This is a genomic window from Bacillus swezeyi, assembly GCF_001969815.1.
GTDB classification, from domain to species: domain Bacteria; phylum Bacillota; class Bacilli; order Bacillales; family Bacillaceae; genus Bacillus; species Bacillus swezeyi.
The window spans coordinates 1-17,589 of record NZ_MRBK01000009.1 but is presented as its reverse complement, the minus strand read 5'-3'; the positions used below and the strand labels follow the sequence as shown (position 1 = coordinate 17,589).

The following is a 17,589-nucleotide window of genomic DNA, read 5'->3' as shown; positions in this document are numbered from 1 at the left end:
TCTGTACAACCGTTCTATTTGAACTAGTTCTTCATCCTGAGAGCTTTTTACATGATATGAACAGTAGAGATAAGGAGACTGCCTGAGAGATAAAATAACCATTTTCTAAAAAATTATTGAATTTATTGTTAAAATCGTTGTGTTTTGTCGATTTTGTATTACAATGATCCCATACGTATAATTCAGTCATATATTGTCATAAAACCTGCAACTATTTTACTTCTTTATCCTCTTATATTTGAAATGGAGGGGTTCCATTGACAAACACAACTTACGCTTTGACCCATGCTCAAAGGAGAGTATGGTTTACCGAGTTGCTAGATCCGGGGACAAGCATCTGCAATCTCGCAGCCTGTGTCAAATTCAGGGGCGCTATCGACCTAGACGTGCTGCGGCGGGCTTTGGACTTTTCAGTTTCCTGCCATGATTCGCTTCATTTTCAGCTGACAGAAGGGAAGGGAGCGGAGCCTGAGCTTTATCTCGCTGAACATCGCCCGCTTTCCATAGAGACCATTGATTTTACGGAAGTCAGCAAGGCTGAACGGGACAAGTGGATTGACGATCAAACTTCGATTCCGTTTAAGCTGTTTCATTCACCGCTTTATCAATTCACACTGCTTGCGATTTCAGACAAAGAAGTTTGGCTCTATGCAAAATTCCACCATCTGATAATGGATGGCATTTCTCTTAATCTGCTTGGCAATCAGCTGATTGAGATCTATCAAAAAATGATTCGGGATGACCCCTTGCCTCAACATCATGAACCTTCCTATCTCACTTATATTGAAAAAGAGCAGCAATACTTGCAATCTTCCCGTTTTGAAAAAGACCGCTCATTTTGGAAAAACACCTACCAAACCATTCCAGCACATTATTCACTAACAGAAAAAGCCATAACTCAACAACAAAGCACCACGGCTATAAGAGAAACACTTACTCTTGCCCATCCCTTGACAGAATCGATTCGCCGCTTTTGTGAAAAGCATCATCTCAGCATTCTTTCTCTGTTTATGGCTTCGTTTTACATATGCATCAGCAGGCTGACATCCAGCAAGGATATTGTGATCGGGACCTATTATGGAAACCGCGCCTCCAGGCTGGAAAAAGGCATGCTCGGTATGTTTGTCAGCACACTGCCAATCAGAATGGCGGTTGATCCTGATTGTGATTTTATTTCCTTTGTCTCCAATATCGGGAAAGAACAGCTTTCCGTCATGCGCCATCAAAAATATCCCTACAATCTGCTGATGAACGAATTAAGACAGCAGCATGATGATCTGCAAAATTTAATCGTCACTTCCATACAGTATCAGCCCCTGCAATGGCAACAAGCGGACGGCTTCGAATATGAAACGGCCATGTATTTCAGCGGGCACACTGCCAATCAGCTGTCTGTTTCGATTAAAGAGCGCCTTGACACCGGTACCATTCAGTTAAATTTTGATTATCAAACCGCTTTGTTTACTAAACATGACATCAAACGGATTCAATCCCATCTTTTAACCGTTGTGGAAAAGGCGCTTGCGAAGCCGGATCAGCTGATTAAAAACATTGATATGATCGAGTCCGACGAGAAGGAGAGAATTTTGTTTACGTTTAACCAAACAGATTCTGTCAAACCTTTGGCGCCGACGCTGCATGGGTTATTCACCCATCGCGCGGCTCTTTCACTGCACATGCCGGCGCTTCGTTTTTCCGGTGGCATGTTAACGTACCGAGAGCTTGATCAGTATACCAATCAGCTGGCTGTCCGACTGAAGAAAAAAGGTGTCACCAAAGAAAGCGTGATCGGCGTCCTGGCCGAGCGTTCACCGGAGATGGTGATCGCCGTGCTGGCTGTTTTGAAAGCCGGCGGCGCTTACGTGCCGCTTGATCCAGACTATCCTGAAGAACGGCGCAGGTACATGTTGAGCGACAGCGGCGCCAAGCTTCTCATCACAGGGCCGAGGTTATCCGTCCCAGGCTTTTCCGGGGAAACGCTTGAGGTCAACCTGTCATCACTTCAAGCGGAACCAGCAGGGACAGAACCGGTTTGCGCTCATACAGATGGCGGTTCACTCGCCTATGTCATCTATACATCCGGTTCAACTGGGACACCGAAGGGGGTCGCGGTTGAGCACTTCCAGGCTGTCGCCTTTTTGTCCGGGATGCAGCGGCAGTTCCCATTAAGCGAAGACGATGTCATCGTGCTGAAGTCATCCTTTTCATTCGATGCTTCTATCTGGCAGTTGTTTTGGTGGATGATTCCCGGCGCCTCCGTGTATTTGCTTCCGCCGGGCTGGGAGAAGGATCCCGCTTTGATGACAGAAGCTTTCGCCAACGAAGGTGTGACGACGGCGCATTTTATCCCGGCGATGGCCAACAGCTTTTTAGACCAGGTGGAGATGGATACAGAGGAGAAAAGGACAAGCCTTGCGAAAACTCTCAAGCGCGTATTCGCCGGAGGTGAAGCGCTCGCTCCCCAGACAGCCGCGCGGTTTGCCCGCACTTTGCCGGAGACTGCGGTCATTCACGGCTACGGGCCGACAGAAGCTACGGTGGATGCCGCATTTTATCTGTACGACGACCAAAAAGACAGGGAACGGATAAGGCTTCCGATCGGAAAACCCGTCCCAAGGGCGCGCCTTTATATTTTAGACAGTGAGAAAGCCGTCCAGCCAGCAGGGGTGACCGGAGAACTGTATATCGCAGGCGCGGGTGTCGCCAGGGGCTACTTGAATCGTCCGGAGCTGACAGAAGAACGGTTTCTCGATGATCCGTTTTATCCAGGGGAACGCATGTATCAAACAGGTGATCTGGCGAGATGGCTTCCGGACGGTACTGTTGAATGGCTGGGCCGCACGGATGGTCAAGTGAAAATTCGCGGCTACCGGATCGAACCGGGAGAAGTCGAAGCGGCGCTTCGACAGATTGACGGGGTGCGGGAAGCGGCGGTTGCCGCCGGGACAGAAGGTGCAGAAACCGAGCTTTATGCCTATATTGAAGGTCAAGATCAACAGACTGTTCGGGCAGAGCTGGCCAAGCGCCTGCCGGCCTACATGATGCCTTCGTCCTTCATCGAGATGAAGGAGTGGCCTGTTACACCGAGCGGAAAGCTCGACCGCAAAGCGCTGCCCGCTCCAGACGGAGCGGTTGAACGCGGCGCTTACACCGCGCCGCGAAACATCACGGAAATGAAGCTCGCCCAGCTATGGGAAGAGGTGCTGAAAAACGGCCCTGTCGGCACTCACGATCACTTTTTCGAACGGGGCGGCCACTCGCTGAAGGCGACAGCGCTCGTCTCCCGCATCGCCAAAGTGTTTGGTGTGCAGGTGCCGTTGAAGGAGATCTTCGCTAGGCCGACACTAAAAGAGCTCGCAGCCGTTATTCAGGAATTGGATAAGAGTCCTTATGCGGCGATTGAACCGGCGGAAAAACAGGACACCTATCCGGTGTCCTCGGCGCAAAAGCGGATGTACGTGCTCCAGCAGCTGGAAGACGGCGGTGTCGGCTACAATATGCCGGCGGCGCTTAAGCTGACAGGTCCGCTCGACCGCGCGCGGCTTGATGCGGTTTTCAGGGAGCTGATCAGGCGCCACGAATCACTCAGGACCTCTTTTGAAACAGGCCGAGACGGCGAGCCTGTCCAGCGCATCCATGATGATGTCCCATTTCAGCTCATGGAGATAGCGGCGGCTGAAGACTTTGTCCGTCCGTTTCAGCTTCAAGAAGCCCCGCTTTTCCGCGCCGCTCTTGTGAAGGAAGCGGAGGAGCGCCACCTGTTATTCGTGGACATGCATCACATTATTTCCGACGGGGTGTCTGTCGGCACCTTGATCCGCGAATTTGGCGAACTGTACGCCAAGCGGACGCTGGCCCCGCTTCGGATTCAGTATAAAGACTACGCCGTCTGGCAGCGGGCATTCAAACAAGGGGAGAGGTATCAAAGCGAGGAGGCCTATTGGCTGAAGCAGCTCGACGGCGAGCTGCCGGTGCTGGAGCTCCCGGCTGACAACGCCCGTCCTGCGGTGCGAAGCTTTGCCGGAGATCATGTGTCCTTTTCACTTGATGCGGACACTTCAGCAGGCCTTTACCAGATCGCCCGCGAAAACGGCTGTACCCTTTATATGGTTCTTCTCGCCGCATACAGCACACTTCTTGCGCGCCTCAGCGGACAGGAAGACATTATCATCGGTTCGCCGATCGCCGGGCGGCCGCACAAAGACTTAGAGCCTGTCATCGGCATGTTTGTCAACACATTGGCGCTTAGAACGCATCCGGCAAAAAACAAACGTTTCACTGATTTCTTAAAAGAGGTCCGCCAAACGGCGCTCGAGGCATTCGAGCATCAGGATTATCCGTTTGAGGAGCTTGTCGACAGGCTCGGCGTCGTCCGTGATATGAGCCGCAATCCGCTGTTTGACGCCATGTTTATTTTGCAAAATATGGAACAGCACGAAATGGAATTATCCGGGGTTCAAGTCAAGCGCGTCCAAACATTTGCCCATCAAGTATCTATTTTTGACCTTACATTGACCGCTTGCGAATCTGATGGAAACATCCATTTCGAAATGGAATTCAGCACCGATCTTTTCTTCAAACCAACTATCGAGCGCTGGATGAAACATTTGCTTACACTTTTGCGCCATATCGCCAATCAGCCCGAGACAAATCTTTCGCGCATCAATATGCTGAACGATGCAGATCAACAGCAAATTCTTATGGAATTTAATCACACACACCTTCATAATCCAGAACGAAATGGGGTGTTTCACGAGCTGTTTGAAAGAAAAACAGCTGAAAACCCTCAGCAAATCGCCATCATTGAAGGCGCAAAACAGATCAGTTATCACCAGCTGAATGATCGAGCCAATCGGCTGGCGCGGATGCTTCAAACAGCCGGAATCGGTCCTGGAAAACGAGCGGCGATTTTGGCCAATCGTTCGATTGAAGCCATCATAGGTGTTTTGGCCGTGATGAAAGCGGGAGGGGCGTATATCCCGATAGATTCTCATTATCCAGAGGAAAGAATTCGGTTTTTATTAAAAGACAGCGAAGCATCTGTGCTTCTAGTCCAGTCTGAATATATAGATCTCGCTTCACTTCTGACAGATGGCAGTATGCCTTACATTCATCTTGACCATGAACAGGATGATGACGAATACGGGGGACATATTGTTTCAACAGCAACTCCTGAAGATACTGCCTATGTCATCTATACTTCAGGAACAACAGGAACACCAAAAGGAGTCGAAGTCAGACATCGCAATTTCACACATGCAGCGCTTGCTTGGCGCAGCATATATGAGCTTGACCACATACCAGCGCGAGTGCTGCAAATGGCCAGTTTCTCGTTTGATGTCTTTGCAGGAGACATGGCCCGGGCATTCTTAAACGGGGGAACGCTTGTGATTTGCCCGGATGAAGTCCGAATTGAGCCTGAACAGCTATGTGAGCTAATGAATCAACAGCAGATTACATTAATGGAATCAACACCAGCCCTCATTGTTCCCTTTATGGAATATGTTTATCGCCGGAAATGCCCATTACCAAGCTTAAAGGTGCTTATTCTCGGTTCAGATATCGTCAGCGCACAAGATTTTTATACACTCAATGAACGATTCGGACAAAAGATGCGGATCATCAACAGCTATGGTGTAACAGAGGCAACCATTGATTCAAGCTATTATGAAATCACGATGAGCAAAGAGCCTCATCAAGATTTTGTACCAATAGGCATTCCGCTCCCAAATGTACAAATGTACGTTCTCAACAAGGATAAACAAGTTCAACCCATCGGCGTCCCGGGGGAACTCTTTATTGGGGGAGAAGGCGTCGCCAAAGGTTATTGGGGAAAAGCTGAGTTATCAAAAGCCAAATTCAACGATCCTTTAGCGCTAGGACGGCTGCTGTATCAAACCGGAGATCAGGCCTGCTGGCTTCCAGACGGCACCCTTCGTCTTTATGGGCGTCTTGATCAACAAGTCAAAATAAAGGGATACAGAATTGAGCCTGAAGAAATCGAAAATGTGCTTTTGAAGAACGAACAAGTCAAAGAAGCGGCAGTCGCGGTTCAAAAAGATATCGACGGGAAAGCCTATTTGGCAGCATACATCGTTTCTAAAGAAGCCGACATCCATGATCTGCGTCTAGCCTTGGCGAAAGAGCTTCCGGCTTACATGATTCCGGCTCATTTTGTCGGTTTAGAAAAAATGCCGCTGACATTTAACGGAAAACTGGATAAAGACGCTTTGCCAGCTGCACCTGTTCAGCGACCGCAAACCTACCATGCTCCGAACAATGAAAAACAAGCATTGTTATGCCGGATTTGGGAGGATGTGCTCCATGTCCGGAAAGCAGGGATCACAGACTCCTTCTTTCAGCTCGGGGGCGACTCGATTAAAGCGCTGCAAGTATCGGCACGCCTTGCCGCTGAAGGATGGGATATGACAATTCGCGATTTATTTCAATTTCCAACCATTGAAGAACTGGCAAGTCATCTGACTCCGGCGGCATCTATCGCCGACCAGGGACCTGTTGAAGGAAATGCTAGATTAACACCTGTCCAAGAAAGATTTTTTGCCTATCCTGGCGCTTTTGAACACCATTACAATCAAGCAGTCATGCTTATGAGTGAAGAAAGGTTGAACGAGACCGCACTAAGCCAAGCTGTTTTCGCTTTAATCAAGCATCATGACGCACTGCGGATGATGTTTAGCAAAGACGCTAGCGGTCACATCCTTCAATATAACCGCGGAATCAGCCAAATAGATGGGAATGGATTCACGTTTAAGATCATAGATCTCACCGACGAGACAGAGATTGCCGAACGCATAGAAACGGAGGAAAAACGAATACAGCAAGCGATGCGTTTGGAAGAAGGGCACCTTTTCCACATCGGATTGTTTAGATTACGAGAGGAAGATCATCTGTTGATCGCGGTTCACCACCTGATTGTAGACGGTGTGTCATGGAGGATTTTGCTTGAAGATCTACAGACAGCTTATCAGCAGGCATTAGCAGACAGAAAAATCAAATTGCCGCAGAAGAGCGACTCTTACGTAACATATGCAAACAGCCTATATCCATTGGCAACAAGCAAAGAGCTGCTTGAGGAAGCGGCATATTGGGAACATGTGATGTCTTTTGAAACGGCCGCATTACCAAAAGACGGTCACAGGAATGCGGAAAGGCTGCAAAAAAAGGCGCTCACCGACTCTCGCATGTTAAGCGTGAAGCTGACAAACCAGCTGCTGTTTGAAACAAAACAGGCATATGGCACAGAGGTGAATGAACTGATGCTGGCAGCCTTGGGCATGGCGCTTACCGATTGGACGAAACATGAGCAAGTCCTTGTCAGTGTTGAGGGGCATGGAAGGGAAGGACATGTTCCAGACATCGATATTTCCAGAACTGTAGGATGGTTCACCTCGATTTATCCGGTTCTTCTGAATATGAGCGCGCCGGGGGATTCAAGCGAAAAAACCGCTTGTCGTATAAAAACCGTGAAAGACATGATGAGACGCGTGCCGAACCATGGAACAGGATACGGGCTCTTGCAATCGTCCCAACGTATTCAGCATCGTGATCCTGAAGTCTGCTTTAATTATCTCGGACAGTTCGACGGTCTTGAGGGAATGATGCGGATGTCTCCTTATCAGCCGTGCCATAACATTGCAGAAGAGCGGCCAAGAGAATTTGATTTGGACATCAATGCCATGGTCATCAATCATCAGCTTGATATTCAAGCTGTCTATACCGACGTCTTTTCCCGGCGTACGATTGAAACATTTATGGACAGCTTCCATGACCGCCTTTGTGAGGTGATCGAGCATTGTTCCGCTAAGAAAAAACGTGAAAAAACTTTGAGCGATTTCAGCAATAAACAACTGACTTCCGCTTCATTATCAAGCATTGCCAATCTCGTAAAAGATCTTTAATTTCGCCGGAAAGGTGTGTGGAATTCATGGCGCAAGAGACAGAAATTCAAGATATCTATCCATTGTCGTATATGCAGGAAGGAATGCTGTTTCATTCACTGCTTCATCCTGATTCAAACGCCTATGTTGAACAAATTTCCTTCACCATTAGTGGTGATTTGTGTCTCGATTCATTTCAGAAGAGTCTGGATCTATTGATTGACCGCTATGACATTTTCAGAACGATTTATATAAAAGAGGTGCCTGATCTGGACGGGCCGCAGCAAGTCGTTCTATCACACCGAAAAGTACCGGTTCAGACGGAGGATATTTCTGCCTTGACGACTGAACAGCAGCAAACTTTGATAAAGAGCCGCAAACAAGCAGATCGGCTCCGAGGATTCGACCTGCAAAAAGGCCCACTAATGCGACTGACCCTTTATCAAACAGGAGAAAACCGACACACATGCGTCTGGACCCACCACCACATCATGATGGATGGATGGAGCTTAGGTATTGTGCTGCAAGATTTTTTCCACATGTACTACGGTATAAGAAACAGCCGGGCTATCCGTCTTGGAAAGCCGGCGCCTTACAGCACATACATGACATGGCTCCATAGTCAGAATAGAGAAAAAACAGCAGCATTCTGGTCCGATTATCTGAATGGATATGGGGAGTCTGTCTCAGTCCCCGGCACAAAAAGCAAAACAACAGAAGGCGTTTATACGCCGAAGCACCTTCAATTTTCACTAAAGCCGGAAACCGTTGAAAAACTTTCCGATTTAGCAAGGCGATTGGGTGTGACGTTAAACACGTTGTTTACAAGTATGTGGGGCTTGCTTTTGCACCGCTACAATGCGACTGATGACGCTGTATTTGGCGCGGTTGTTTCAGGGAGGCCTTCAGCCATTTACGGAATTGAATCAATGGCCGGGCTGTTCATTAACACGGTGCCTGTCCGGATTCGTTCTTCCGCAGGCATGTCATTTTCTTCGCTCGCCAAACAGGTGCAAAAAGACATCCTGACTTGTGAAGATCACGGCTATTATCCACTCTATGAGATTCAAAACGAAAGCGGCTTAAACAAAGACCTGATCAATCATATCCTTGTATTTGAGAATTATCCCGTCCAAATGCAGAAAGCGGTAAACGGCTGGCAGGAATCGGAGAAAAACGCGCTTGATCTTGACCATTTTTCCATGTCAGAGGAAACCAATTACGACTTGAACGTCGTCATTGTTCCGGGTGAGACGTTCTATATGAAATTCAGCTACAACGCCGAGGTCTATGATACAAAAGACATACTTCGGGTTCAAGGTCATGTAAATGAAGTGATCAAATGTGTACTGTCAGATCCCGATCGATTGATCACAAGCATTAATCTCGTGCCATTTGAAGAAGAAAAACAGATTCATGCTTTTCACGGCAAACAGCGTTTTTACCCGGACCAAACGGTTTATGAACTGTTTGAAGAGCAAGCGGCCAAAATACCGGAACAAGAGGCGCTGAGATTGAATGAAACAAGCTGGAGCTACCGTGTATTAGATGAACGGGCAAATCAAATCGCTCATGCGCTAAGGGATCAAGGCAGCCGTCCCAATCAAGTTGCCGCTGTGATGTTGCGTCGGTCAAAAGAGACAGTCGCAGCTATTCTCGGTATCTGGAAGTCCGGCAGTGCGTATCTGCCGCTTGATCCGGATCATCCGCCTGAGCGGCTTTCATTTCTCTTACATGACAGCCAATCCTCTTTGCTGGTTACGGAACAAGAACTGCTCCCGTTCGTTCCTGTGGATTACAAGGGGAAGATTGTCACAATTGAAGAAACAGCTGTTCAACCAACAGCTTCTCTTTCCATACAGCCGGGCAGCGGACATTGGGCTTACATCATTTATACATCGGGGACAACGGGGCAGCCGAAAGGTGTGCTCGTCAGCCATGAAAGCATTTCCAATACATTGCAATGGAGACGGGAAGAATACAACATGACAGACCGTGATATCGCGCTCCATCTCTTTTCATATGTGTTTGACGGGTCCGTAACAAGTCTGTTCACACCGCTTCTGTCAGGTGCCTGCGTCTTGCTGACAGATGAAGATGACGCAAAAGATGCCCTGGCGATTCAACAAATAATCGCCCGGCACGGCGTCAGCCATCTGCTCATCGTTCCTTCCTTATACCGCGTACTGCTGGAGACCTTGACAAAAAAAGACGCGGAAACACTCCGGGCTGTGACATTCGCCGGGGAAGCCGTGACACCTGATTTAATCACCTTAAGCCGCGGCATTTGCAGCAACGCCGAACTGATAAATGAATACGGACCGACAGAAAACAGCGTGTCGACGACGGTGCTTCGGGATCTTCAGAAAAGTGAGCGATTGACAATCGGCCGGCCGATTGCCAATACATCTGTCTATATCATGCACGGCAGCCTGCTTCAGCCGATCGGAGCAGCCGGTGAATTATGCATTTCAGGAAAAGGTCTGGCTGAAGGGTACTTTCAGCAAAAGGAATTGACAGATCAAGCCTTTACCGCCCATCCCTTTCATGAAGGAGAACGGCTGTACAGGACAGGGGATAAGGCGCGCTTTTTGCCGGATGGAACGATCGAATACCTTGGACGCTTGGATCACCAAGTGAAAGTCAGAGGATTCAGAATAGAACTAGGAGAAATTGAATCTGCGCTCCGCAGCATTTCCGGGGTGAAAGACGCGGCGGCAATCGTACGCACCACAGCCGATGAAGAACAGGAGCTTGCGGCTTATGTTGTAATGCAAAAGGAGACAGGGCGCTTGGACCTGCATGCAGCACTGACCGGAAAATTGCCGGCCTATATGATGCCGGACAGCTTTACAATACTGCCCAACATGCCGCTTACAACGAGCGGAAAGCTGGATCGCTCCGGTCTTCCAGAGCCGGCACATTCAGGAGAGGCAGACGTCATGCCGAAAGCTCCCCGCACATTGCTTGAAACAGAGCTTGTTTCGATTTGGCAGGAAGTGTTGAAACGGGAGCGGGTCGGCATACGAGATGATTTCTTTCAATTGGGCGGACAGTCTCTTAAAGCGGCGGCGCTTGTCTCAAAAATCTATCAGCGGCTGCATGTTCAGCTGCCGATTCGCGATGTCTTTTCACATCCGACGATTGAAAGCATGGCTGGTGCAATAGAGCAGATGACAAGGGATATCTGCCCAGAGATACAGCCAGCGCCGGAAAAAGATCTGTACCCTTTATCTTTCACACAAAAAAGGATCTATGCCCTTCATCAGCTGGCAAAAGACAGTACAAGCTACAACATGCCCGCTTGCTTAGAGCTGCGCGGAAAACTGAACCGGAAGCGCTTGAAAGAAGCTTTCGCAACATTAATCAACAGACATGAAGCATTGCGTACTTCGTTTGTTTTACACGACGGGGAGCCGATGCAAAGAATCGTTTCAGCTGCAGAAGTGAAATGGACAGAGCTGCAAATCCAATTCGAGGATTCACTCAATGACATGATGGAGTCGTTCGTTCAGCCGTTTGATCTTGAAAAAGCTCCGCTGATCAGAGTCAGCTTGGCTGCGCTTAGCGAAGACCGGCATTATTTCCTTCTTGATATGCATCATATCATCGCTGACGGAGCGTCTATGGGCACATTCATTCAAGAATTTGCCGACATTTACAGCGGCAAAGAGCTGCCTCCATTAACACTGCAATATAAGGATTTCGCCGTATGGCAAAATGAACAATTTTCCGCTGAAGCATTCAGCAGCCAAAAAAATTATTGGCTGGACATGTTAAAGGGAACATTGCCTGTACTGGACTTGCCGCTTGATCATAAACGGCCGCTTCTTCCCGATTTTAGCGGTGACACTTTGACCACATCCCTTGACCGGGAAACGGCGGACAAGCTGCACCAGCTAATGGACGAGACCGGTTCCACATTATATATGGTGTTTTTGGCTGGTTTCTCGATATTTCTTTCTAAACTGAGCGGGCAAGAGGATCTTGTTATCGGCTCCCCGGCGCTTGGGAGAGGCCGCGCTGAACTTGACGGGGTTATTGGCATGTTTGTGAATACAATGGCCATGCGAAGCAAGCCTGAAGGAAATAAAACAGTCCGTACATATTTGGAGGAGATCAAAACACTGACTCTAGAGGCTGTTGACAACCAATATTATCCGTTTGAGGAGCTCGTCCAACATCTTGACGCCCCTCGAGAAGTGAACCGCAACCCGCTTTTTGACGTCATGCTGGTGCTTGAAAACAGCGATGATTTCAAGATGGAATTACCGGAGCTGACGCTTTTTTCTCATAAAATTCCGCATCACATATCAAAATTTGATTTGACTTTGTATGCCGAAGAACATGATGACGGCACGATCAGCTGCCATTTTGAGTACAGTACCGCTTTATTTAAAAGAGCAACGATTGCCCGGTGGGCTGATCATTTTAAAGCGCTCTTCCGCGGCATTTCGGCAAATCATGATATGAAGCTATCGGACATTCAAATGCTGACAGCTAAAGAACAAGACACGCTATTAAACACTGCTCTGCAGACGGTTGAATACCCGAGACACGAGAACATCGCGAGTCTATTTGAAAAACAGACAGCGGCCATTCCGAATCGAGTAGCCGCCGTGATCGATGATCGGCAGCTGACTTACCGGGAACTTAATGAAAAGGCCGAACGGACAGCGGCCATGCTGAATGAACATGGTATCGGTTCAGGGCAAGTGGTCGGTTTGATGACAGAACGCTCGCTGGATATGCTGGTGGGCATTCTCGGCATTTTAAAAGCGGGAGGCGCTTATTTGCCGATCGACCCGGATTATCCAGCTGAGCGGATCCGTTTTATGCTGGATGACAGCGGGGCGCAATTACTGCTGACCCACTCAGGACAACAATGGGACGAAACCATTGACATGCCTATTTTATATATTGACGAGGCAAAGAAAGCCACGGGGGAGAGACTGCGTCAGCCTATATCAGCCGAACAGCCGGCATATGTGATATACACATCGGGAACAACAGGAAAGCCGAAAGGTGTAATGGTTGAACACCGCAATGTGGTCAGCCTGATCAAACATAACGATCTGCCTTTTTCATTCGGGCCTCAGGACGTCTGGACGCTGTTCCATTCCTACTGTTTCGATTTCTCGGTCTGGGAAATATTCGGCGCTCTTTTACACGGCGGAAAAATTGTCATTGTGCCAAAAGAAACCGCCCGTGATCCCCATGTCTATCGGCTGCTTTTACAAAAAGAAGGCGTAACTGTGCTAAACCAGACGCCTACAGCTTTTCGCGGGCTTATCGATGAAGAATCACGGCATTCGGACCGCTTGCAGCTCCGCTATGTCATCTTCGGCGGGGAAGCCTTGCAGCCCGGGATGTTGATGAACTGGAATGAGAAGTATCCAGAAACGGATCTCATCAATATGTACGGCATTACCGAAACAACGGTGCACGCAACGTTTAAAAAGTTAACTCGAACCGACATTCAACACAATAAAAGCAATATCGGAAAACCTCTGGCAACCCTTCAAGCCTATGTCACGGACGCCTATATGAACCTGCAGCCCGCCGGTGTACCGGGGGAACTGTATATCGCAGGCGAAGGAGTCGCAAGAGGGTATATTAACAGGGATGAACTGACCGGTTCCCGATTCATCAGAAATCCGTATGTTCAGGGACAACGCCTTTATCGTACGGGAGACATCGTCAAAAGGCTGCCAAACGGCGAACTGGAATATGTCGGCAGAAAAGATGCCCAAGTGAAAATCAGAGGATACCGGATTGAATTGGGGGAAATTAGGAGTTCCCTTCAAGATCTCCCTCCAGTCAAAGAAGCAGCAGTCATAACAAGACATGACAAAGACGGACGGCAATCGATCTATGGATATGCGGTAGTGAAAGCGGCGCAAAACCTGAATGAAACCGACATTCGCGCCTCTCTCAGAATGATCCTTCCAGAATATATGATACCCGCACGAATCATCCAGGTTGACGAACTGCCGCTGACGGCTAACGGCAAGCTTGATGAAAAAGCGCTGCCAGAACCGGCGGCGAATGAGAGCACCGGCGAAGATCTAAGCCCAAGAAACGATATTGAACAGATGATGGCTGAGATTTGGGGAGAGCTCTTAGGAACGGATGAGCTCGGTGTGAACGCTCATTTCTTTAACCTTGGCGGAGATTCTATTAAAGCGCTGCAAGTATGCGCAAGACTGAAGCAGCGAGGCTATGAAACAACAGTTCGCGAGCTGTTTCAGTATCAGACGCTTGGCGAGCTGTCAAAGAGGGTAACGAAAGTCCGGCGCGAGATTGATCAAGCTCCCGTCAGCGGCGAAGTGCCGCTGACGCCTGTGCAGCACTGGTTTTTCTCACAATCTTTGTCACATGATCATTTTCATCAATCTGTCATGCTGTACAGCGCGGCACGATTTGATGAAACAGCTCTGCAAACAGCGCTCGCCCATATCGTGATCCATCATGACGCATTGCGGATGGTTTGCGGATATCAAGACGGAGCTTTAGTACAGTACAACAGAGCCGAAGAGCTTGCCAAAGAGGAGCTGTTTTCGTTTGAACTGCTTGATGTAAGAGGAGCAGGATCATTAGCCCAAGAGCATGTGATGATTGAAAGGGCGGCGGAACATATTCAGAAATCGATTCAGCTTCAGACAGGTCCGCTTGTTGCAGCCGGCGTTTTTCGCGGATCGGACGGCGATCATTTGCTGCTTGTGATTCATCACCTTGTCATCGACGGAGTATCCTGGCGCATCCTCTTTGAAGATTTGACCACCGGATACAAACAGGTGCTGGAAGGAAAAGAAATCGTGTTTCCGGAAAAGACGGATTCCTATCAAACCTACGCCAAGCAGCTGACTGATTACGCAACAAGTCAACAGCTATTACGGGAAATAGATTACTGGACTGAAAGGGAAAAAACGATCGTTGAACCGCTTCCGAAAGATGCCGAAACCCTTACGAATCTGCTGCAAGATACAGACGCCATAGACATTCGGCTGACAAAACAAGAAACAGAGCGTCTGTTAACGGCCGTAAACAAGCCGTATACGACAGATACAAATGACATATTACTTGCCGCGTTAGGTCTTGCGCTTCACAAGTGGACCGGCAATGATCGATTCAAAATCAGCTTGGAAGGCCATGGAAGAGAAGCGCATTTGGAGCATATCGATATCAGCCGGACGATCGGCTGGTTTACCTCGATTTATCCTGTTCTACTCGATGCAAGCCTTCCGGAGTCCACAGATGATCATGAGCGTTTCGGCTACCACATCAAACGGACAAAAGACATGCTGCGCCGTATTCCGTATAAAGGCGTCGGCTACGGGGTGCTGAAATACATCAGTGACATGTGGGAACCTGCAGACTCCCAGTGTCCCGACATCAGCTTTAACTATTTGGGACAGTTTGACGAAGATATCAAGCCGAGCGGGTTTCGCGTTTCCCCGATCAAAGCGGGCTATGAGGTCAGTCCGGATTGGGAACGGCCTTATCTTCTCGATATCAGCGGCGCCGTATCTTCAGAATGTCTCGTCATGCACTTTGTCTATAACCGGCTTCAATATAAAAAAGAAACAGTACAAGCTCTGGCAGACCATGTTCAATTTTTTCTTGAACATATCATCAAGCATTGCACAGAAAAAGAAAACCAAGAAAGAAGTGCAACTGACTTTACTGATGAAGATTTAACATTGGAGGATCTGAGCGACATTATGGGAGCCGTCCATAAACTATAGAAAAGGAGAGTCGCTGATGGTGCAGCAACCGGAAATACAAGATATATATCCGTTATCTTTTATGCAGGAGGGCATGCTGTTTCATTCACTGTTGGATCAGGAGTCGAGGGCCTACTTTGAACAGGCATCATTTACGATAAACGGTCCGCTTGATACAGAACGGTTTCAAAAAAGTTTAGATGCGATCATTGAGCGCTATGATATTTTCCGCACGACGTTTGTACACAAAAACGTAGCAAAACCGCGCCAAGTCGTGCTAAAAAGACGGCCAATCGGCCTTCAATTTGTGGACATTTCTCATTTAGATGTGGCGGCTAAAGAAGCATTTGTCGGTCAATTCAAACAAGATGACAAGAAAAAAGGATTTGATTTGCAAACAGATCCCCTTATGAGAGTATCCATCTTAAAAAGGGAACACGAACAATACGACTGTATTTGGAGCCATCACCATATTTTAATGGATGGCTGGTGCTTTGGTATTGTGATGAAAGAATTTCTGACGATTTACAAATCTTTAGGCAAAGGACAGCTTCCTGATCTTGAACCGGTTCAGCCGTTCAGCAAGTATATTCAATGGCTGATGCGCCAAGATCGAAAAGAAGCTAAAAACTTCTGGAAAACAAGGCTTGTCAATGTCAAACAAACCACATCACTGCCCAAAACATCGACATCCTCAAGAAGAGGTCTTGAGCAGATTGAATTTACAATATCTAAAGAACAGACTGAAGGGCTGCAAAAATTAGCCTTGAACGCAGGTGCGACGCTGAACACGGTTTTTCAGGCATTATGGGGAATTGTTCTGCAAAAGGTCAATCGCTGTGATGACGCAGTCTTCGGCTCAGTTATTTCCGGGAGGCCGTCTGATCTTGATGACGTAGAAAAAATGGTCGGGCTTTTTATTAACACCATTCCCGTTCGGGTCAAAAGCGGGACATATTCGTTTTCGGAATTGGTCAGTCATTTACAGCAGGAGACATTGAAAGCGGAAGCGTACAGTTATTATCCTTTATATGATATTCAGGCACAGAGCACGCTGAAACAGGAGCTGTTTGACCATATTATCGTATTTGAAAACATACCGACCCAGCGCGAAATTGAAGGACTGAATCAAGCCGGTGCGTTCGATTTCACAGTCGAGGACTTCGCGATGGAAGAGGTAACCAACTACGGATGCAGCATTAAAATCATTCCGGGAAGCTCTCTTTATATTCGCATAAATTTTGATATCGGGCAGTATGATCCAGCCATGATGAAAAAAATCGAACTGTATTTGCGGCATATCATTGATTCTGTCATCGCTGATCCCAATCGACAAATAGCGCAAATTTCATTGCTTGGCGAAGAAACTGTCAGAGAGATGCTGTACGAATTCAATCAAACAGAGCCCGCTATTCCTTTGGCGCCGACGCTGAATGGTTTATTCACCCGCCGCGCGGCCCTTTCGCCGCACCTGCCGGCGCTTCGTTTTTCCGGCGGTACGCTGACGTACCGAGAGCTTGATCAGTACACAAATCAGCTCGCTGTCCGGTTGAAGAAAAAAGGTGTCACCAAAGAAAGTGTGATCGGCGTGCTCGCCGAGCGTTCACCGGAGATGGTGATCGCCGTGCTGGCTGTTTTGAAAGCCGGCGGCGCTTACGTGCCGCTTGATCCAAGCTATCCTGAAGAACGGCTTCACTACATGCTGAGCGACAGCGGCGCCAAGCTTCTCGTCACAGGGCCGGGTTTATCCGTCTCAAGCTTTTCCGGGGAAACGCTTGAGGTCAACCTGTCATCACTTCAAACAGAACCAGCAGAGACTGAACCGGTTTGCGCCCATACAGATGGCAGCTCACTCGCCTATGTCATCTATACATCCGGTTCAACCGGAACACCGAAGGGGGTCGCGGTTGAGCACCGCCAGGCTGTCGCCTTTTTGTCCGGGATGCAGCGGCAGTTCCCATTAA

General features: G+C 48.3%; 3 protein-coding genes. All 3 read left to right on the top strand.

Annotation, left to right across the window (positions count from 1 at the left end; translation table 11 throughout):
• Window positions 1-257 precede the first annotated feature (257 nt).
• Complete coding sequence (locus tag BTA30_RS09640) at window positions 258-7,919, top strand: non-ribosomal peptide synthetase (RefSeq protein WP_076761046.1); 7,662 nt, start codon at window positions 258-260, stop codon at window positions 7,917-7,919.
• Window positions 7,920-7,945: 26 nt separating this feature from the next.
• On the top strand, window positions 7,946-15,646 hold the full coding sequence (locus BTA30_RS09635; protein ID WP_076761045.1) for a non-ribosomal peptide synthetase: 7,701 nt from the start codon (window positions 7,946-7,948) through the stop codon (window positions 15,644-15,646).
• A 16-nt stretch (window positions 15,647-15,662) separates the two neighbouring features.
• Window positions 15,663-17,589, top strand: a 1,927-nt coding sequence (locus BTA30_RS09630; protein ID WP_142243709.1) for a condensation domain-containing protein, incomplete at its 3' end; no start/stop codon positions are given.